Genomic DNA, 20,406 nt, shown 5'->3' on the forward strand with positions numbered 1-20,406 from the left:
GTCGACAAGGAAGCGGGTTAGAAGCCGATGGGCACCCGATGAGTACCCAGCGATGAGCACCCAGCACTAACGACGGTCCTCCCTGTCCGGGGCGGGCCGAGACAGGAGAGTTGTGGCAAAGGTCCGCGTCTACGAGCTCGCGAAGGAGCTCGGGGTGGAAAGCAAGACCATCATGACCAAGCTGACGGAGCTCGGTGAGTTCGTCCGCTCGGCATCCTCGACCATCGAGCCACCGGTGGTCCGCAAGCTGCGCGACGCCTTCCCCGCCGGGGGCGGCGGCGCGAGCAAGCCCGCGGCACCCGCCGCGCGTCCGGCCGCACCGAAGCCGGCCCCGAAGCCGGAGGTCAAGGCCGAGCCGGCCGCGCCGGCTCCGCAGGCCCCGCAGGCCGCGGCCCCCGCCGAGCCGTCCGCACCGGCCCCGAAGGCTCCGGCACCCGCCGCGCCCGCGGCCCCGGCCCCGAAGGCCCCGGCACCCCAGGCTCCCGCGGCGCAGCGTCCGACGCCCGCGCCCGCGCAGAAGCCCACCGCCTCGCCCAAGCCGGGCGGCGGCACGAACGCGCCCGCCCCGCGTCCCGGGGGCTCGGGCGGACGTCCCGGTGCACCGCGTCCGGGGAACAACCCGTTCGCGACCAGCCAGGGCATGCCCCGGCAGGGTGGCCCGCGTCCGGGCGCACCGCGCCCGGGCAACAACCCGTTCGCCCCGAGCCAGGGCATGCCCCGGCCCGGGTCGCGCCCCGAGCGCACCGAGGGTGCGGCGGCGGCGTCCGGCGAGCGCTCCGGCGGTCCTCGCCCGGGCGGCCCGCGTCCCGCGCCGCGTCCTGGCGGCCCGCGCCCCAACCCGGGCATGATGCCCGGCCGCACCTCGATCGGCCGTCCCGGTGAGCGTCCTGCTCCCGGTGGTCGTCCCGGTGGCGGTGGCGGCGGTCGTGGCGGCGGCTTCGGCGGTCGTCCCGGTGGTGGCGGCGCTCCCGGCGGTGGCGGCGGGTTCGCCGGCCGTCCCGGTGGCGGCGGCCGCGGTGGCGCCGGTCGTGGCTCGACGCAGGGCGCCTTCGGGCGCGCCGGCGGTCGCCCGGTCCGTGGGCGGAAGTCGAAGCGCGCGAAGCGCCAGGAGTTCGAGCAGATGCAGGCGCCGTCGCTCGGCGGCGTGCAGGTTCCCCGCGGGAACGGCTCGACCGTCGTGCGGCTGCGTCACGGCTCGTCGCTCAACGACTTCGCCGACAAGATCGACGCGAACCCCGCGAGCCTCGTCACCGTGCTGTTCCACCTCGGTGAGATGGCCACGGCGACGCAGTCGCTCGACGAGGACACGTTCGGTGCCCTCGCGTCCGAGCTCGGCTACGTCATCGAGATGGTCTCGGCCGAGGAGGAGGACCGCGAGCTGCTCGGGTCGTTCGACATCGACCTGGACGCGGAGCTCGAGGCCGAGGGCGACGACGAGCTCGCCGCCCGCCCGCCGGTCGTCACCGTCATGGGTCACGTCGACCACGGAAAGACCAAGCTCCTCGACGCCATCCGCCAGACGGACGTCGTCGCGGGCGAGGCCGGCGGCATCACCCAGCACATCGGTGCGTACCAGGTGCGCCACGAGCACGAGGGCGTCGACCGCGCCATCACCTTCATCGACACCCCGGGTCATGAGGCGTTCACCGCCATGCGTGCCCGCGGTGCCCAGGTGACGGACATCGCGATCCTCGTCGTGGCCGCGGACGACGGCGTGATGCCGCAGACCATCGAGGCGCTCAACCACGCCCAGGCGGCGAACGTGCCGATCGTGGTCGCGGTGAACAAGGTGGACAAGGAGTCGGCGAACCCGGCCAAGATCCGCCAGCAGCTCACCGAGTACAACCTGGTGGCCGAGGAGTACGGCGGCGACACGATGTTCGTCGACGTGTCCGCCAAGCAGAACATGGGCATCGACGACCTCCTCGAGGCCGTCCTGCTCACGGCCGACGCCTCGCTCGACCTGCGTGCGAACCCCGACAAGGACGCGCGCGGCGTCGCCATCGAGGCGAACCTGGACAAGGGCCGCGGCGCCGTCGCGACCGTCCTCGTCCAGTCCGGCACGCTGCACGTCGGTGACGCGATCGTCGCCGGCACGGCCCACGGCCGCGTCCGCGCGATGTTCGACGAGCACGGCAACGCCGTGACCGAGGCGGGCCCCGCCCGTCCGGTCCTCGTGCTGGGTCTCGCTTCCGTGCCGAGCGCGGGTGACACGTTCCTCGTGGCGCCCGACGAGCGCACGGCCCGCCAGATCGCCGAGAAGCGCGAGGCCGCCGAGCGTGCCGCCCTCCTGGCCAAGCGCCGCAAGCGCATCAGCCTCGAGGACTTCACGCAGGCCCTCCAGCAGGGCAAGGTCGAGACCCTCAACCTCGTCCTCAAGGGCGACGTGTCCGGTGCCGTCGAGGCGCTCGAGGACGCGCTGCTCAAGATCGACGTGGGCGACGAGGTCGAGCTGCGCGTCATCCACCGCGGTGTCGGTGCGATCACGCAGAACGACGTCAACCTCGCGACGGTCGACAACGCGATCATCATCGGCTTCAACGTGAAGTACGGCGAGCGCGTCGAGGACCTGGCCGAGCGCGAGGGCGTCGACGTCCGCTTCTACTCGATCATCTACCAGGCGATCGAGGACGTGGAGGCCGCGCTCAAGGGCATGCTCAAGCCGGAGTACGAGGAGGCCCAGCTGGGCACGGCGGAGATCCGCGAGATCTTCCGCTCCTCCAAGTTCGGCAACATCGCCGGTTCGATCGTCCGGTCGGGCGAGATCCGCCGCAACGCCAAGGCGCGCGTCCTGCGCGACGGCAAGGTCGTGGGGGACAACCTCACGGTCGAGTCGCTCAAGCGGTTCAAGGACGACGCCACCGAGGTCCGCGAGGGCTTCGAGTGCGGTATCGGTCTGGGCTCGTTCAACGACCTCCAGGTCGGCGACACCATCGAGACGTTCGAGATGCGCGAGAAGCCGCGCTCCTGACGCTCGTCACGCCCGGGGGCGGTCACGGTCACCGTGGCCGCCCCCGGGCGTTCGTCACCCCGCGGTCGTCACCCCGCGGTCGTCACCACCCGCACCCGTCAGCACCCCACCGCGGTCACCCACCCGGCCGGTGGGCCCCGTTCGACGTACGGTCGTCGGGACCGTCGCCGGAAGGCTCGGCACGAAAGGAAGAAGACATGGTCGACCACCCCCGGGCGAGGAAGCTCGCCGACCGCATCAAGGAGATCGTCGCGCAGATGCTCGACACCCGGATCAAGGACCCGCGCCTCGGGTTCGTCACGGTGACGGACGTCCGTGTCACGGGTGACCTGCAGAACGCCTCGGTGTTCTACACCGTCTACGGCACGGACGAGGAGCGGGCCGGGACGGCCGCCGCGCTGGAGAGCGCGAAGGGCCTCATCCGCTCGGAGGTCGGCAAGCAGACCGGCATCCGCCTCACTCCGGCGATCGAGTTCCACCTCGACTCGGTGCCCGAGACCGCGGCGCACCTCGACGCCGCGCTCGTCGAGGCCCGCCGGCGCGACGCCGAGCTCGCCGCCCTGCGCGAGGGCAAGCCGTTCGCCGGGGACGCCGACCCGTACCGCTCGTCGGAGGACGCGGACGCCGTCGCCGACGACGACCGGGCCTGACCGCGTGGGCGAACGCCCGCCCGTGACGGACCGTCGGGAGCGACGTCCCGTCGCTCCCGACGGTCTCGTCGTCGTCGACAAGCCCGCCGGCTGGACGAGCCACGACGTCGTCGGCCGCGGGCGACGCCTCGCCGGCACGCGCAAGGTCGGCCACGCGGGCACGCTCGACCCCATGGCCACGGGCGTGCTCGTGCTCGGGGTCGGGCGCGCGACGAAGCTGCTGACGTACGTCGTCGGTGCCGACAAGGACTACGACGCGACGATCCGGCTCGGCGCGGCGACCACGACGGACGACGCGGAGGGCGAGGTGCTCTCGCGGGCGGACGCGTCCGTCGTCGGGCGGGGCGACCTCGACGCGGGGGTCGCGGCCCTCACCGGTGAGATCCTCCAGGTGCCGAGCACGGTCAGCGCGATCAAGGTCGACGGGCAGCGCGCCTACGCCCGCGCCCGCGCGGGCGAGGAGGTCGCGCTGGTGGCGCGGCCCGTCGTCGTCTCGCGCTTCGACGTGCTCGCCGTGCGGCCGGTGGCGCCGGGGGAGCAGGGCGTCCCCGACCACGCGCCGCCCGCGCTCGACGTCGACGTCCGGGTGACCGTGTCCTCGGGGACGTACGTGCGGGCGCTCGCGCGCGACCTCGGGTCGGCGCTCGGCGTCGGCGGCCACCTGACGGCGCTGCGGCGCACGCGGGTGGGCGGGTACGGGCTCGACGTCGCCTCGACGCTCGAGGAGCTCGAGGCCCAGGCGGACCGCGACGGCGTGCTCGCGACCCTGCCGCTCGCACAGGCGGCCCGTGCGACGTTCCCCGTGCGCGAGCTGACCGCGGAGCAGGCGACCGCGCTGTCCTACGGGCAGTGGATCGACGCGAGCGGGACGCCCGGCACGACGGCGGCGATGTCCCCGGCGGGCGAGCTCGTGGCGCTCGTGGAGGACACCCGCCGCGGCGGCAAGGACCTCGCCCGGCCGGTCCTCGTGCTCGCCCCCGCCTGACGCGTCCGGTTCGGCGTCGTGCCCGGGGCGTGGCAGTCTTGTCCAGCGCGGTCCCGGTGCCTCCCCGTCCGGTCCGCCGCCGCCCCCGTCGGCACGGGTGGCCGCCCCGGGCGGCGCCCGCGGCCTTCCTGCTCACCTGAGGAGTTCTCGCGTGCACCTGTGGACGGACCTGAGCCAGGTTCCCCCGGGTTTCGGCCCGTCGGTCGTGACGATCGGCAACTTCGACGGCGTCCACCGCGGGCACGCCCAGGTGCTCGGACGCATCGTCGACCTCGCGCGCGAGCGCGACGCGCGCGCCGTGGCCGTGACGTTCCACCCGCACCCCGCGGCCGTGCACCGTCCGGAGAGCGCGCCCGAGCTCATCACGGGCATCGCGGACCGTGTCGAGCTGCTGGCCGCGACGGGCCTGGACGCGGTCCTGCTCGTCGAGTACACGCTCGAGTTCGCACGGCAGACGCCGGAGGAGTTCGTGCGCGCCTACCTCGTCGACGGCCTGCACGCGGGCGCGGTCGTGGTCGGGCACGACGTCCGTTTCGGCCGCGACAACGCGGGCACCATGGAGACGATGGTCGCGCTCGGCGCGCGGTACGGCTTCGACGTGGTGGCGATCGACGACGTCGGCCAGCACCAGGGCGTGCCGGTGACGGACGAGGAGACGCCGGGCGACTCGCAGGTGCGCTGGTCGTCGACGGGCGTGCGCGCGCTGCTCGCGACGGGCGACGTGCGCGAGGCGGCCCGCATCCTCGGACGGTCCCACCGGGTGCGCGGCACCGTCGTGCACGGGGACGCGCGGGGGCGCGAGCTCGGCTTCCCGACGGCCAACCTCGGGTCGATCAGCGGCATGGTCCCCGCCGACGGCGTCTACGCGGGCTGGCTCGAGCGCCCGCAGCTCGCGGGCGCCGACCCCCGCCACGCGGACGTGCGCCTGCCGGCGGCGATCTCGATCGGGACGAACCCGACGTTCGACGGCGTCGAGCGCCGGGTCGAGGCGTACGTCCTCGACCGCGCGGACCTCGACCTGTACGACGAGGACGTGGTCCTGGAGCTGGTCGAGCGGCTGCGCCCGACGCTGCGCTTCGACGGCATCGAGCCGCTCGTCGCGCAGATGCACGACGACGTCGCGCGCGCCCGGGAGATCCTCGCCGCCCCGGGCGGGGAGCCGGGCGCGACGACCCCGGGCGCCTGACCGTGGCCGCCCCGGCACCCGTGCTCGAGGCGCGCGCGCTGCGCGTCGGCTACGCGGACGTCGCGGTGTGCGCACCCGTCGACCTCGCCGTGGGCCCGGGCGAGCTGGTCGTGGTGATCGGCGCCAACGGCAGCGGCAAGTCGACCCTCCTGCGCACGCTGCTCGGCCTCCAGGCGCCGCTCGGCGGTGCGGTGCGCGCGTTCGGGCGCGACGTGGACGAGCGCGAGCGCGACTTCCGGGCGCGCGTCGCGGGCGTGCTCGACGACGACGCGTTCTTCCCGGCGCTCACGGTCCGCGAGCACCTCGTCCTCGTCGCGCGGGGGCACGGCGTGCCGCGAGCCGGGGCGGTCGTGGACGAGCTCCTCGACCGGTTCGGGATCGCCGAGCAGGGCCGGTCGCTCCCGTCGGCGCTCTCCTCCGGGCAGCGACGACGGTTCCTGCTCGCCTCCGGCTTCGTGCGGCCCCGCGAGCTGCTCGTCCTCGACGAGCCGGAGCAGCGGCTCGACCCCGGGATGCGGGAGCGCCTCGCGGCGCTGCTCGTCGAGGACGCGCGCAGCGGCGTGGCCGTGGTCCTGGCCACGCACGACCCGGAGCTCGTCGAGCGCACGGGCGCGCGAGGGCTGCTCGTCGGCGACGACCGCTGCGTCCCGCTCGCCCCGGCCGACACCCGCGCGGCGCTCCTGGCGGTGCGCTGACCGTGGCGCACGGACCGAGCGCGCTGCGCTCCGACCCGGACGAGCTGCTGACCGGCCGCGAGCTGCGCCGTCTCACGGCCCGCGCCGCGGCCGCGCGGGCCGACGCCGGGCCGGGCGAGATCGTCGTCGACGTCGCCTACGCCGTGGTGTCCGTCGCGCTCGCGACGGGCTGGGTCGTCGGGCTCGCCTCGATGCTGCGCTCGACGCTCGCGACCACCGTGCCGACCGGCGGGCCGCCCGTGCTGGGGCCGGGGGCCCTCCAGGCGCTCGGGACGACGGCGCTGCTCGCGTTCCTCGCGGGCACCGCGGTGCGCCTGGGCCCGGTCGGCGCAGGCGGGGGCGGGGTGCGCTGGTGGGTGCCGACGCCCGCCGACCGTCGAGGGCTCCTGTCGCCGTCGTTCGCGCGCGCCGTCGTGCTGGGGGCCGTGCTCGGCACGCTGGGGAGCGCCGTCGTCGCGGTCGCCGCCGGGCTGGACGCGGTGCCCGCGCTGCGGGCCGGCGCGACCGGCGGCGCCCTGGGCCTGCTCCTCGTCGCCGTCGCGGGGCTCGCCCAGCCGTCGGCCCGCGCCGCCGGGGTGCTCGCGCGGGCGAGCGACGTCGCGGTCGCGGCCGTCCCGGTCGTAGGCCTCGCGCTCGTCGTCGCCGGGCGCTCCGGTCTCCCGTCGCTCGACGCGCCGCTCGTCGTCGTGCTCGGCCTGCTCGTCGTCGCGGCGCTGCTCGTCCTGCGGTGGTGGCGCGGGCTGGAGTCCCTCGGCGCGACGGTGCTGCGCGCGCAGAGCGCGGTCGCGGACCAGGTGGGCGGGGCCGTGCTGTCCTTCGACACGCGCGACCTCGGCCGGGCCCTGCGCCGGGCCGGCGCCGCGCGGTTCCGCGTCCGTCGGCCGCGCCGGTTCGCCGCCGTCCGGGGTCCTGTCGGCGCGGTGGTCGCCGCCGACCTCGTGCTGCTGGGCCACAGCCCGTCGGCGCTCGCGCAGCTCGAGACGGCCCGCGGCGCGAGGCAGCGGGAAGGACCGTGACCCGGTCACCCGCAGGCCCAGGGCACGGCACGTCGCGACGATCCGGTCGGTCTCGCCGCCCTCACGGTCGTCGCGCAGCAGGTGCCCGGCCTGGGCTCGGGCTTCGGTCTCTTCGTCCTGCTCGTCGCCGCAGGCCTCGGTGCGGCGGTGCTCGGTGCGGAAGGGGCGCGCACGGCCGAGATGGCCCCCGTCGTCGACGCGCTCGTGCCGCTCCGCGCGCGGTGGACGCGGCTCGCGCGCGGCGTCGTCCCGACGCTCACCGCGACGGCGTGCCTCGCCGCCGGCACGGCGCCGCTCGCGGTGGCGACGGGCGACGCACGGTGGCTCGCGGTCGCGGTGCTCACGGCGGTCGTGCAGGGCGCCGCGGCGGTGCGCAGCGCCTACCGCGAGCCGCCGGACTGGGGCGGGCCGCTGCTCGCGACGCCCTCCGGCGGCCTGCCGACGGGCGCCGCGGCCGTGCTGCGCAAAGGACCCGACGTCGCGGTGCTCGGCGCGGTCCCGCTCGGGGTCGCGCTGCTCGTCGGCACCGCCGGGTGGGGCGTCGTGGCGGCCCAGGCGCTGGCCGCCGTCGTGGGGGTCGCGGTCGCGACCCGCGTGCGCGCGGTGCGCTGACCCGAGCGCGGGTGCGGCGTCAGGCCGTCGCGGGCGCCGGGACGAGGCGGCCGTCCGCGAGGTGGACCCGCGCGTCGACCGGGTCGAGCGTCGCCTCGTCGTGCGAGACGAGCAGCGTCGCGGCGTCGAGGTCGCGCGCGAGCCGCACGACCAGCTCCACCACCTGCACACCCCGCTCGTGGTCGAGCGCCGACGTCGGCTCGTCCACGAGGAGCACCTCGGGGTCGTTCATGAGCGCGCGGGCGATCGCGACGCGCTGGCGCTGCCCGCCCGAGAGGTGCTCGGGCCGGCGGTCCGCGCGGTCGGCGACCCCGACGGCGTCGAGCAGCTCCAGCGCGTGCGTCCGGCGTGACGCGGGGGAGCGGCCCCGCAGGTGGCTCATGAGCTCGAGCTGCTCGAGCACGGTGAGCGACGCGACGAGCTGCGGCTGCTGGAACACGAGCCCGATGCGCTCGCGGCGCAGCGCCGCCGCCCGGTCCGCCGCGCGGCGCGCGCGCCGTCGGCCGCGCGGTCCGGACGCGTTCCCGGACCCGGCGTCGGGACCGGCGTCGGGACCGGCGTCGGGATCGGCGTCGAGCGGTGCGCTGACGACGTCGGGCCCCACCCGTACGACTCCCGACGTCGGCGGCGTGAGCGTCGCCGCGACGGCGAGCAGGCTGGACTTGCCGGCGCCGGACGGGCCGAGCAGCGCCGTCGTGGTGCCCGAGGGCACGGTGAGGGAGACGTCGTCGACGGCGACGAGGACGCCGTCGCCGTCGGGGTAGGTGAGACGGACACGGTCGAGGACGAGGTCCACGGGGAGCTCCTGAGGGTCGGTACGGACGAGAGAGGGCGAGGTCAGCGGGCCGCGAGCGCCGCGTGCGGGTCGACGCGCGCCACGCGCGTCACGGCGAGGACCGCGCCGAGGCCGCCGAGCACGACGAGGACGACGGCGGGCACGAGGGTCGTCGAGAGGTCGACGACGACCGGCATGACGTGGGACGCGAGCAGTCCCGCGCCCGCCGCGAGCGCGGTGCCGACACCGACGCCCACGCCCAGCACGACGCCGGCCTGGCCGATCGCGTCGCGCAGCAGGTACCGGGTCGAGGCGCCGAGCGCGCGCAGCACGGCGACGTCCCCCGCCCGCTGGATGGTCCAGACGGTGAAGAAGGCGCCGACGACGAGCGCGGAGATCGCGAGGAGGAAGACCTGCATGAGGGTCAGCGAGAGGTTCTCGGCGGTGAACGACGAGATGGCCGAGCGCGCCTCGCGCGGCGTCGCGGTGACGGTCCCGACGCGGGCGTCCGTGGCGGCGAGCGCGTCCGCGGTCGGGGGGTCGTCGCCGAACCGCAGGGTGACGACGGTGGCCACCTCGCCGCCCGTGCCGTCGGTCGCGGTCCCGTCGGACGACGCGCCGCCGCGCGCACCGACGGCCTGCCAGTCGTCGAGTGCCACCCAGACGACCGGGGTGTGTGAGTAGTCGGCCTTCACGTCCGCGACGGCGGAGACCGTCAGCCCGAGCGGCCCGGCGTCGACCTGGTCGCCCACGTCCGCGCCGAGCGCGTCGGCCGCGCCCCGCGAGAGCACGACGGCGCCGGGTGCGACGTCGGCGCCCTCGGCGGCGGGGACGAGCCCGGAACCGGGGTGCACGCCGAACGCCGTGACGGCGGCCGTGCTCTCGCCCGACGCGCGCACGGTCGCGACGCCGAGCGGCTCCGCGTCCTCGACGCCGGGGACGGCGGCCCAGGCGTCCGTCTGCGCGGCGGTCACCTCGGACTCCGTGAAGGAGGGGGACGCGCCCTCCTCCGGGGGCGCGAAGACGACGCGGTCGACCGGCAGGTCGGTGACCGCCGAGGTGCTCGCGCGGCCGAGGCCCGCGGTGAGCGCCGCGAGGAACGCGACGAGGAACGTGATGAGCGCGACGACGACCGTCATGAGCGCGAAGCGACCGCGCGCGTGGCGCAGGTCGCGCAGGGCGAGGAACACGGGGAGACCTCCGGGGTCCGAGGGGCAGGGGGACGGGACGGCCCCGCGAGCACGAGCGGTCGTGCGCGGCAGGACCCGTCCCGACGTCCCGTCCACCGTCCCGCGCGACGGCGTCGTGCGGATCACCGGTGCGACCGGTCCCGGGGCGCCGCAGGGACGAGCCCCGGATCGACCGTTCGGACGATGCCGGGCCGTGCCGCCGTGGCTAGGGTGACGGCGTGACCCCGCCCGGACCCGAGCCCGCCGTGCCTGCCGCGCCCGTCGGCCGCACGGCGCCGACAGGCGACGCGGTGCCGGCCGACCGCTCGGTGCCGGCGGGTCGTGTCGCGCCGGTCGTGCCGGCCGCGACACGGTGGCTGCGGCGGGGCCTGGACGTGCTGCTCGTCGGGCTGGTGGCGCTCGCGGTCGCGGGCGCGCTCGTCACGTCGACGGCGCGGGGCGTGGGTGCCGTGCTGCTGGGCGCGGCGTTGCTCGCCCTGTACGTCGTGGGCCGTCGTCGCGTCCCCGTGCCCGTCGACGTGCGCGCTCCGCGCGGTGCGTGGTGGCCCGCGGGGGCGTGGGTGACCGGCCTCGTGGCGCTCTGGGTCGGGCTGTCGCTCGTCACGACGACCGCCGTCTGGGTCGCGTTCCCCCTGATGTTCGTCGCGATGCACGTCCTCGGCCCGCGCCGGGGCCCGGTCGCGGTCGCGGTGGTGGTCGTGCTCGTCGTCGGCGTCATGGCCGTGTGGACCGCGCGCGTCGCGCTGCCGTTCGTGCTCGGGCCGGCCATCGGCGGGGCCGTGGCGGTCGTCGTCGTGCTCGCGCTCGAGGCCGTCGTCCGGGAGTCGCAGGAGCGCCAGCGCACGCTCGACGAGCTCGTGCGCACCCGCGACGAGCTCGCGGTGTCGGAGCGGGAGCGGGCCGTGGCGGCCGAGCGCGAGCGCCTCGCGCGCGAGATCCACGACACGCTCGCCCAGGGCTTCTCGTCCGCCGAGCTGCTCCTGCGCGCGGCGCGGACCGCGCTCGACGCGGGCGACCCGGCGACGGCGCGCGGGTACGTCGAGCAGACGCGCGAGGTCGCCCGGCACAACCTCGCCGAGGCACGCCGCGTGGTCCGGGCGCTGGCTCCCGCCGACCTCGCGTCGTCGAACCTCGTCGGGGCCCTGCGCCGCGTCGCGGACCGTGCGTCCGGCCGCGCCGCCGAGGGCGGGCCGCGCGTCGTCGTGCGGGTCAGCGGCGAGCCCGTCCCGCTGCCGACGGAGGTCGAGGCCGCGCTGCTGCGCGTCGCGCAGTCCGCGCTCGCCAACGTCGAGCGGCACGCCGGTGCGACGCGCGCCGCCGTCACCGTGAGCTTCCTCGCGGGCACCGGGCCGGGGGACGACGCGGTCGCGCTCGACGTGGTCGACGACGGGCGCGGGTTCGACCCGGACGCCGTCCCCGCGCCGACGGCGGACCGGCCGGGCGGCTTCGGGCTGGGCGCCATGCGCGCGCGGGTCGCGGACCTCGGGGGCACGCTGTCCGTGGAGTCCGCGCCGGGCGCCGGCACGGCGGTGGCCGCGTGGGTGCCCCTCGCGGCGACGACCGGGACCCGGTCGGGCACCGCGCCCGACGACGCGGCTCGCCACCCGACCGACGACCCGACCGACGACCCGACCGGCACCCCGACCGGCACCGAGGAGGAGCGATGACCGGCCCTGCGGTGGACGTCGTCCTCGCGGACGACCACCCCGTCGTGCGGACCGGCCTGCGCGCCGTGCTGGAGGCCGAGCCGGACGTGCGGGTCGTCGCCGAGGTCGGTTCGGCCGAGGAGCTGCTCGCGCGGCTGCGTGCCGGGCTGCGGGCCGACGTCGTGCTGCTCGACCTGCAGTTCGGCCCCGGGCGCCTCGGGGGCGTGGACGCGGTCCGGGAGATCGTCGCGACGGACGGTCCGCCCGTGCTCGTCGTCACGACCTACGACGCGGACGCCGACATCCTCGCCGCGGTCGAGGCGGGCGCTCGCGGCTACCTGCTCAAGGACGCGCCGACCCACGAGCTCGTCGCGGCCGTGCGCTCGGCCGCGGCGGGCGAGGTCGCCCTCGGCCCCGCGGTGCAGCGCCGGCTGCTCGGCCGGCTGCGCAGCCCGGGCACCGCGCTCACCGCGCGCGAGCTCGAGGTGCTCGCGCTCGTCGCCGAGGGGCGCACGAACGACGAGATCGCGCACGAGCTGTTCCTCTCGCGCGCGACCGTGAAGACGCACCTCGTGCACGTCTACGACAAGCTCAGCGCGCCGTCGCGCACGGCGGCCGTCGCCGAGGCCCGGCGCCGCGGGCTCCTGCGGGGCTGAGCGCGGCACCCTCGCTGCCGGGCCGTCGTCGACGTGGCGTCGCGCCGCCGCGCAAGCGTTCCGCGGCGTCGTCCTGCGGCCGCTGCCGAGCCGTGTCACGACACCCGCGCCGGGCCCTCCCTCCGGGTGAGCGGCGCCGTCGTGCACGGCGCCCAGGCGGCCGCGCGGTCCCCGGGCTGCGGCCCGGGGCGGTCGCACCCGTCCCCGCGCGCGCACGCCCGCGGGGGCGCCGGCGGCTCGCGCGCGGGCCGCACGAAGACCTCCGACAGAGAGGGCAGAGCCATGGAGGCTCAGCAGCACGCGGCGACCCCCGTCGCCGAGACCGTCGTCGACGACGTCGCCCCCGACGCCGTCGACCAGGCGTCCACCCCGGTCGGCCGGACCGTCCGCAGCGTCGGGCACGGGTCGGCCGTCGTCCCCGACGAGGTCGCGACCGACGCGGACGTCGACCCGGCGGAGTCGGACGCACCGCTCCTGCCCGCGGCCGAGGCCGCGGTGGCGCGGGACCTCGAGCACCACCGGTACGACTCCACGACCGCGTTCGACTACCTGTTCCCGCAGCTCGCCGAGCGCTTCCCGCGGTTCCACCTCCCGGTCGGGAACGGCGCGACGGCCGCGACCGTCGCCGCGCTGAAGACGCTCGGGGCGGCGATGGTCGCCCGGCCCGTCACCCCGCCCGGGCAGCCGCCGCGCAGCCTCGACTCGCACGTGCCGGCCGTGTACACGTACTGGGGCCAGTTCATCGACCACGACATCACGCTCAACACCAACGGCCCCGACACGACGACGGGCCGGGACGGGGACCAGGCGCTCGGCGACGTCGACGCGGTGCCCTTCCAGGTGTTCGCGCCGTGGGTCGTGGTCCGCTCGCTCCACAACGGTCGCCACCCGGCGCTCAACCTCGACTCCCTGTACGGCAGCGGGCCGCGGTTCGAGGGAGAGCGCGGCTACCGCACGACGCGCAGCGAGGCGTCGTACGTGCCGGGCTCGGCGAAGCTGCGGCTCGGCCGCATCTCGACCGAGCCGCTCGTCATCCCGGGCGGCCCCTCGTTCTCGCTCGTGGCACCCGGCGACGACGCGCAGCGCGACCTGCCGCGCGACGACGGCGGCGCACCGCTGATCCCGGACGGACGCAACGACGAGAACCTCGTGGTCGCCCAGCTCCACCTCGCGATGATCCGGTTCCACAACGCCGTCGTGGACTGGGTGGACGACGTCGAGCCCTGGACCCGGCACACGGGCGGGGAGCGCGGCGTGTTCGAGCGCGCGAGCCAGCTCGTGCGGTGGCACTACCAGTGGCTCGTGGTCAACGACTACCTGCGCACCCTCACCAAGCCGGGCGTGCTCGACGCGACGCTCCTGAGAGACACGTCGTTCTTCCGGCCCCGGTACCCGATCTCCATGCCGCTCGAGTTCGCGGTCGCGGCGTTCCGGTTCGGGCACTCGATGATCCGCGACTCCTACGACTTCAACGTCAACTTCACGGGCCCGCCGCCCGCGAACGCGAGCCTGACCCAGCTCTTCCAGTTCACGGGGAACGGCGGCAGCCTGCGCCCGGGACCGCAGGGCACGCCCGTCCTGCCGTCGAACTGGCCGATCGAGTGGGCGCGGTTCGTCGACAAGGGTGACCCGCGCACGTTCCGTGCGGCCGAGAAGATCGACACGTTCCTCGCACCCAGCCTGGGCACCATGGTCAAGGAGGGGAACCTGCCGCCCGAGCCGCCGGCGCACACCCCGGCCCAGCTCGTCGCGAGCGCGCTCCAGAAGCAGCTCGCGCAGCGCAACCTGCTGCGCGGGTACATGCTCGCCCTCCCCACGGGCGAGGCCGTCGCCGCGGCGTTCGGCGTCACCCCGCTCACCCCGGCCCAGCTCGAGGACCGGGCGGGGGACGACGTGAAGCAGGCGCTCGCGGCCCTGCGGGACGGCGACCACGGCGGCACCCCGCTGTGGTACTACGTCCTCAAGGAGGCCGAGCTCCAGGGCGACGGCAGCTTCCTCGGCGAGGTCGGCAGCCGCGTGCTCGCGGAGACGTTCGTGTACCTGCTGCGGCAGGACGACACGTCGTACGTGCGCACGAGCAACCGCTGGACGCCCGCGCAGGGCGTGCACTTCGAGGACGGGGCGCTCGTCCTCACGCTGCCGGACCTGCTCCGGTTCGCCGGGGTGCTGCCCGACGCCGCGGGCCGGTTCCGCGGTGACGGCACGGCCGGGCACGACGGCGCCCCCTGAGGCGGGTCGCGCGGTCCGGCCGGGCGGGCCGGGTCGCGGCCGACGACGGCGCGTCCGTTTGGTAGGGTGGATGCGCCGTCTGACCGGCCGCGGACAGAGAGAGCCCGGGAGATCCGTCCCGGCGCACCGCGCAACGAACCCGAAGGAGAACCGTGCCGCTCGACACTGCCACGAAGCAGCGCATCATGACCGAGTACGCGACGAGCGAGGGCGACACCGGTTCGCCCGAGGTCCAGGTCGCGCTCCTCACGCAGCGCATCAAGGACCTCACCGAGCACCTCAAGGAGCACAAGCACGACCACCACAGCCGTCGTGGTCTGCTCCTCCTCGTCGGCCAGCGCCGTCGCCTGCTCGGCTACCTGCAGAAGGTCGACATCAACCGCTACCGGAGCCTCATCGAGCGTCTCGGTCTGCGTCGCTGACACGACACCGCCAGCCCGGTCCCTGCGGGGACCGGGCTGGTCTGGTGTGATGTACCCGTCACACCCCGGCTGAGCACCACCAGCCGCACACCACCCACCGCGCCGCCGGCCTCTCGTTCGGTCCTCGGTAGTGGCTCACGGACCCCCTCGGCACCGTCCTCGGACGGCGCCGGTGCGGGAACCGCCGTGGACCTCGATCGAAGACCGCCGAGCGTCGAGTGCGACCGGAGCCCCTGCGCCACGCGCCGGGGCACGGACCGGAACCCTCGACAGGGCTACCCGGGCGGCGCTTCGAGAAAGGGAGGGCACCCGTGGAGGGTCCCGAGATCCAGTTCGCCGAGGCCACGATCGACAACGGTCGCTTCGGCACCCGCACCGTCCGGTTCGAGACCGGGCGCCTCGCCCGTCAGGCCGCCGGCTCCGTCGCCGCGTACCTCGACGACGAGACCATGCTCCTGTCGGCCACGACGGCCGGCAAGCACCCGAAGGAGCAGTTCGACTTCTTCCCCCTGACGGTGGACGTCGAGGAGCGCATGTACGCCGCGGGCCGCATCCCCGGCTCGTTCTTCCGCCGCGAGGGTCGTCCCTCGACGGACGCGATCCTCGCGTGCCGCCTCATCGACCGCCCGCTGCGCCCGCTCTTCGTCAAGGGCCTGCGCAACGAGGTCCAGGTCGTCATCACGGTCCTCGCGCTCCACCCGGACGACGCGTACGACACGCTCGCGATCAACGCCGCGTCGGCGTCGACCCAGATCTCCGGCCTGCCGTTCTCCGGCCCGGTCGGCGCGGTCCGCATCGCGCTGGTCGACGGCCAGTGGGTCGCGTTCCCCAAGTACTCCGACAAGGAGCGCGCGGTCTTCGACATGGTCGTGGCCGGCCGCGTCGTCGGTGACGACGTCGCGATCGCGATGATCGAGGCCGAGGCGACCGACGGCGCCTGGGGCCTCGTCAAGGACGAGGGCGTGGCCGCGCCGACCGAGGAGGTCGTCGCCGAGGGCATCGAGGCGGCCAAGCCGTTCATCAAGGCGCTGTGCGACGCGCAGTCGGCGCTCGCGGCGCAGGCCGCGAAGCCCGTCAAGGAGTACCCGGTCTTCCTGGACTACCAGGACGACGCGTTCGCCGCGGTCGAGGCCGAGGTCGCGACGGACCTGCGCGAGGCGCTCGCCATCGCGGACAAGCAGGACCGTGAGAACCGTCTCGACGAGATCAAGAACGAGATGGTGGGCAAGCTCCAGGCCGGGTTCGACGGCCGCGAGAAGGAGCTCTCCGCCGCGTACCGCTCGCTCCAGAAGAAGCTCGTGCGCCAGCGCGTGCTCACCGACGGCGTGCGGATCGACGGCCGTGGGCTCGCGGACATCCGCACCCTGTCGGCCGAGGTCGAGGTGCTGCCGCGCGTGCACGGTTCCGCGCTCTTCGAGCGTGGCGAGACCCAGATCATGGGCGTCACCACGCTGAACATGCTCCGCATGGAGCAGCAGATCGACTCGCTCGGTCCGGAGACGCGCAAGCGCTACATGCACAACTACAACTTCCCGCCGTACTCGACCGGCGAGACCGGCCGTGTCGGCAGCCCGAAGCGCCGCGAGATCGGTCACGGCGCGCTCGCCGAGCGTGCGCTCGTGCCGGTGCTGCCGAGCCGCGAGGAGTTCCCCTACGCGATCCGTCAGGTGTCCGAGGCCCTCGGCTCCAACGGCTCGACGTCCATGGGCTCCGTGTGCGCCTCGACGCTCTCGCTCCTCAACGCGGGCGTGCCGCTGCGCGCCCCCGTCGCGGGCATCGCGATGGGCCTCATCTCCGACACGGTGGACGGTGAGACCCGCTACGCGGCGCTCACCGACATCCTCGGGGCCGAGGACGCGTTCGGCGACATGGACTTCAAGGTCGCCGGCACGCGCGAGTTCGTCACGGCCATCCAGCTCGACACCAAGCTCGACGGCATCCCCGCCTCGGTGCTCGCCGGTGCGCTGACCCAGGCGCGCGACGCGCGCCTGACGATCCTCGACGTGCTCGCCGAGGCCATCGACGTGCCCGACGAGATGTCCCCGAACGCCCCGCGCGTCATCTCCGTGAAGGTGCCGGTCGACAAGATCGGCGAGGTCATCGGCCCCAAGGGCAAGATGATCAACCAGATCCAGGAGGAGACGGGCGCGGACATCTCCATCGAGGACGACGGGACCGTGTACATCGGCGCCGTCGACGGCCCGTCGGCCGAGGCCGCCCGCGCGGCGATCAACGCGATCGCCAACCCGCACGTCCCGGAGATCGGCGAGCGCTTCGTCGGCACGGTCGTCAAGACGACGTCGTTCGGCGCGTTCATCTCGCTCTCCCCGGGCAAGGACGGTCTGCTGCACATCAGCCAGATCCGCAAGCTCGTGGGCGGCAAGCGCGTCGAGAACGTCGAGGACGTGCTGTCCATCGGCCAGAAGGTCCAGGTCGAGATCGGCGAGATCGACCCGCGCGGCAAGCTCTCGCTGCACGCCGTGGTCGAGGACGAGGCTCCGGCCGACGCTCCCGCGACCGAGGACGCGGACGCCTGACGTGCCGTGGGACCTTCCGCTCGTCCCGGCGGGTGACGCCGGGGCCGAGCTGACCGCCGGGCAGGACGGCGCGACGATCCGTCGCTCCGTCCTGCCCGGCGGGGTCCGCGTGCTCACCGAGTCGATGCCGGGCCTGCGCTCGGCGACGGTGGGCGCGTGGGTCGGCGTCGGCTCACGCGACGAGACCGACGGCCACTTCGGGTCGACGCACTTCCTCGAGCACCTGCTGTTCAAGGGCACGGCCCGCCGCTCCGCGATGGACATCGCCGAGGCGTTCGACGCCGTCGGCGGCGAGGCCAACGCGGCGACCGGCAAGGAGCACACGTGCTACTACGCGCGCGTGCTCGACGCCGACCTGCCGATGGCGGTCGACGTCATCACCGACATGGTGACCTCCGCGCGCCTGGACCCCGACGAGCTCGAGACCGAGCGCGGCGTGATCCTCGAAGAGCTCGCGATGAACGACGACGACCCCTCGGACGTCGTGCACGAGGAGTTCGCCGCCGCGGTCCTCGCCGGCCACCCGCTGGGTCGGCCGATCGGCGGCACCCCGGACACGATCAACGCCGTGCCCCGGGACGCCGTGTGGGAGCACTACCGCTGGCACTACCGTCCCGAGACGCTCGTCGTCGCGGCGGCGGGCGGCGTCGACCACGACACGCTCGTCGACCAGGTGGGCCGGGCGCTGCACGACGGCGGCTGGGCGCTCGACGCGTCGGGCGCGCCCCGGGCACGCCGCGACCCCGTGGACCCGGCCCTGGCGGGCCTGGGGTCTGCGAGCGTCGAGCTGTCGGTCCACCGGGCGGTCGAGCAGGCGAACGTCGTCATCGGCGGCACCGGCCTGGCCGCGACGGACGACCGCCGCTTCACGCTCTCCGTGCTGAGCGCCGTCCTCGGCGGCGGCATGAGCTCGCGCCTCTTCCAGGAGATCCGCGAGCGGCGCGGCCTCGCGTACTCGACCTACTCGTTCGCGTCCGGCCATGGTGGCATCGGCACGTTCGGCCTCTACGCCGGGTGCGCGCCGTCGAAGGTGGACGAGGTGACCGCGCTCCTGCACAGCGAGCTCGACCGCCTCGCGGCCGACGGCATCACCGGCGCCGAGCTCGACCGCAGCATCGGCCAGCTCTCCGGCGGCATGGTCCTCGGGCTCGAGGACTCCGGCTCGCGCATGAGCCGGCTCGGCAAGGCCGAGCTCGTCTACGGGGAGCTCCTGAGCGTCGAGGAGTCGCTCGACGCGATCCGCTCCGTCACGGCCGACGACGTGCAGAAGCTCGCCGATGACCTCGCGTCGCGGCCGCGCTCCGTGGTGCGCGTCGGTCCGTTCGGCGACTGACACCTCGCCTCCCACGGCGTCGCGCGGCGGCCGTCCTCCTCGCGGAGGGCGGCCGCCGTCGTGCTGTGGGCAGACCCACTGCCCGGTGCGGTGGACGAGGAACCGGTCGGCCCGTGCTCCGGCGATAGGGTGACGGGCGTGAGCGAGCAGAGCACCCCCGCGCCCGATCCTGCCCCGACCGCCCCCGGCAGGGAGCCCGGTCGCCCGCTGCGGGTCGCCGTCCTCGGCGCCGCCGGGCGCATGGGCGCGACCGTCTGCGCCGCCGTCGAGGGCGCCGCGGACCTCGAGCTCGTCGCGCGCCTCGACGCGGGCGACGAGGTCGCCGCCGCGATGCTCGGCGGCGCGGACATCGCGGTCGACTTCACCGTCCCGTCCGCGACCGAGGCGAACGTCCACGCGCTGATCGACGCGGGCGTGCACGCCGTGGTCGGGACCACGGGCTGGACGGAGGAGAGCCGCGGGCGCGTCGTCGCGCACCTCGGGCGCGCCGCCGCGGCCGGCGCACCGGGGCTCGGCGTGCTCATCGCGCCCAACTTCGGGCTGTCCGCCGTCCTCGCGATGACGTTCGCCGCCAAGGCCGCGCGGTACTTCGAGTCGGCCGAGGTGATCGAGCTCCACCACCCGGACAAGGTCGACGCGCCGTCCGGCACCGCGCGGCACACCGCGGCGGCGATCGCCGCCGCGCGGGCCGACGCCGGTCTCGCGGCGAGCCCGGACGCGACCGAGACGGGCTGGGAGGCGCGCGGTGCCGACGTCGACGGCGTGCGCGTGCACGCGGTCCGGCTGCGCGGCCTCGTCGCGCACGAGGAGATCCTCTTCGGCAACGCGGGCGAGCAGCTCGTGATCCGGCAGGACTCGTTCGACCGCGTCTCGTTCATGCCGGGCGTCCTGCTCGCCGTGCGCGAGGTCGTGGGCCGGCCCGGGCTGACCGTCGGCCTCGAGAACGTGCTGGACCTCGCGTGAGCGTGCCCGGCGGACCCACCGGCCCGGACGCCCCCGGACCCGGGGGCGGCGGGTCGCGCGTGCCGTCGCGATCCGGGCGACCGTGGAAGGCGATCGTCGGCGCGGTCCTCGTCACCCTCCTGCTCGCGCTGTACGTGTGGCAGGTCGCGGGACGCTCCGCGGCCCTCATCGGCACGGGCGAGCCCGTCGCCATGGCGATCGGGGCGGGCGTGCTCGTGCTGCCGCTGCTCGTCGTCGGTCTGATCGGGCGCGAGTTCCTGCTCGCCGGCACCGTGCAGCGCATGGCCGACGACCTCGCGGGCCGCGGCCGCCTGCCCGTCGACGACCTGCCGCGCTCGCCGGGCGGCCGGATCGACCGCGAGGCCGCGGACGCCGCCTTCGGCCCGTACCGCGACGCGGTCGACGCCGACCCCACGAGCTGGGAGGCGTGGTACCACCTCGCGTTCGCGTACGACGCGGCGCGCGACCGCCGCCGCGCCCGGGAGGCGCTGCGCAAGGCCGCGGCGCTCTACCGCGCGCGTCGTCGAGCCTGACGGCTCC

The 20,406-nt window shown here is 75.5% G+C and carries 17 protein-coding genes; 15 read left to right on the forward strand and 2 right to left on the reverse strand.

The window, feature by feature from the left end; genetic code table 11:
* Positions 1-112 precede the first annotated feature (112 nt).
* The 7 genes from infB to AC3WT4_RS09770 all read left to right on the forward strand — a co-directional run bounded on the left by infB (position 113) and on the right by AC3WT4_RS09770 (position 8,115).
* A complete protein-coding gene (infB, locus tag AC3WT4_RS09740) occupies positions 113-2,971 on the forward strand; it encodes a translation initiation factor IF-2 (protein WP_257418919.1) in 2,859 nt (952 codons plus the stop codon).
* 197 nt (positions 2,972-3,168) lie between these two features.
* A complete protein-coding gene (rbfA, locus tag AC3WT4_RS09745) occupies positions 3,169-3,621 on the forward strand; it encodes a 30S ribosome-binding factor RbfA (RefSeq protein ID WP_074809997.1) in 453 nt (150 codons plus the stop codon).
* Positions 3,622-3,643: 22 nt separating this feature from the next.
* Entirely contained in the window at positions 3,644-4,606 is a 963-nt protein-coding gene (gene truB, locus AC3WT4_RS09750) for a tRNA pseudouridine(55) synthase TruB (RefSeq protein ID WP_492315347.1), read from the forward strand.
* Between the two features lie 151 nt (positions 4,607-4,757).
* The gene (locus AC3WT4_RS09755; protein ID WP_492315348.1) at positions 4,758-5,792 is read left to right on the forward strand and encodes a bifunctional riboflavin kinase/FAD synthetase; all 1,035 of its coding nucleotides are present in this window, start codon (positions 4,758-4,760) and stop codon (positions 5,790-5,792) included.
* 2 nt (positions 5,793-5,794) lie between these two features.
* Positions 5,795-6,487 (forward strand): ABC transporter ATP-binding protein, encoded by a 693-nt coding sequence (locus AC3WT4_RS09760; RefSeq protein ID WP_108051705.1) that lies wholly within the window; start codon positions 5,795-5,797, stop codon positions 6,485-6,487.
* 2 nt (positions 6,488-6,489) lie between these two features.
* A complete protein-coding gene (locus tag AC3WT4_RS09765; RefSeq protein WP_492315349.1) occupies positions 6,490-7,503 on the forward strand; it encodes a DUF6297 family protein in 1,014 nt (337 codons plus the stop codon).
* A gap of 81 nt (positions 7,504-7,584) precedes the next feature.
* A complete protein-coding gene (locus AC3WT4_RS09770) occupies positions 7,585-8,115 on the forward strand; it encodes a hypothetical protein (RefSeq protein ID WP_492315350.1) in 531 nt (176 codons plus the stop codon).
* 19 nt (positions 8,116-8,134) lie between these two features.
* Here AC3WT4_RS09770 and AC3WT4_RS09775 read toward each other — a convergent pair whose 3' ends face one another.
* Both AC3WT4_RS09775 and AC3WT4_RS09780 read right to left on the reverse strand, forming a co-directional pair.
* Positions 8,135-8,911 (reverse strand): ABC transporter ATP-binding protein, encoded by a 777-nt coding sequence (locus tag AC3WT4_RS09775; RefSeq protein WP_492315351.1) that lies wholly within the window; start codon positions 8,909-8,911, stop codon positions 8,135-8,137.
* A gap of 41 nt (positions 8,912-8,952) precedes the next feature.
* Positions 8,953-10,080, reverse strand: a complete 1,128-nt coding sequence (locus AC3WT4_RS09780) for an ABC transporter permease (protein WP_492315352.1) — start codon at positions 10,078-10,080, stop codon at positions 8,953-8,955.
* A 218-nt stretch (positions 10,081-10,298) separates the two neighbouring features.
* Between AC3WT4_RS09780 and AC3WT4_RS09785 the strand changes: the two genes are divergently transcribed.
* The 8 genes from AC3WT4_RS09785 (at position 10,299) to AC3WT4_RS09820 (ending at position 20,399) form a co-directional block, all read left to right on the forward strand.
* Complete coding sequence (locus tag AC3WT4_RS09785; RefSeq protein WP_492315353.1) at positions 10,299-11,747, forward strand: sensor histidine kinase; 1,449 nt, start codon at positions 10,299-10,301, stop codon at positions 11,745-11,747.
* Positions 11,744-12,382, forward strand: a complete 639-nt coding sequence (locus AC3WT4_RS09790) for a response regulator (protein WP_492315354.1) — start codon at positions 11,744-11,746, stop codon at positions 12,380-12,382. The genes AC3WT4_RS09785 and AC3WT4_RS09790 overlap by 4 nt, the downstream gene beginning before the upstream one ends.
* Positions 12,383-12,664: 282 nt before the next feature.
* Positions 12,665-14,611 (forward strand): peroxidase family protein, encoded by a 1,947-nt coding sequence (locus AC3WT4_RS09795; RefSeq protein ID WP_074810004.1) that lies wholly within the window; start codon positions 12,665-12,667, stop codon positions 14,609-14,611.
* 152 nt (positions 14,612-14,763) lie between these two features.
* On the forward strand, positions 14,764-15,033 hold the full coding sequence (gene rpsO / locus AC3WT4_RS09800) for a 30S ribosomal protein S15 (protein ID WP_021479897.1): 270 nt from the start codon (positions 14,764-14,766) through the stop codon (positions 15,031-15,033).
* 311 nt (positions 15,034-15,344) lie between these two features.
* Positions 15,345-17,570, forward strand: a complete 2,226-nt coding sequence (locus AC3WT4_RS09805) for a polyribonucleotide nucleotidyltransferase (RefSeq protein ID WP_074810005.1) — start codon at positions 15,345-15,347, stop codon at positions 17,568-17,570.
* A gap of 1 nt (position 17,571) precedes the next feature.
* Positions 17,572-18,903 (forward strand): M16 family metallopeptidase, encoded by a 1,332-nt coding sequence (locus AC3WT4_RS09810; RefSeq protein WP_074810006.1) that lies wholly within the window; start codon positions 17,572-17,574, stop codon positions 18,901-18,903.
* 207 nt (positions 18,904-19,110) lie between these two features.
* A complete protein-coding gene (dapB, locus tag AC3WT4_RS09815; RefSeq protein WP_492315401.1) occupies positions 19,111-19,866 on the forward strand; it encodes a 4-hydroxy-tetrahydrodipicolinate reductase in 756 nt (251 codons plus the stop codon).
* Between the two features lie 59 nt (positions 19,867-19,925).
* Positions 19,926-20,399 (forward strand): hypothetical protein, encoded by a 474-nt coding sequence (locus AC3WT4_RS09820; RefSeq protein WP_074810111.1) that lies wholly within the window; start codon positions 19,926-19,928, stop codon positions 20,397-20,399.
* Positions 20,400-20,406 lie beyond the last annotated feature (7 nt).

This window comes from Cellulosimicrobium sp. EB106-03-01-XG111, from assembly GCF_058792115.1.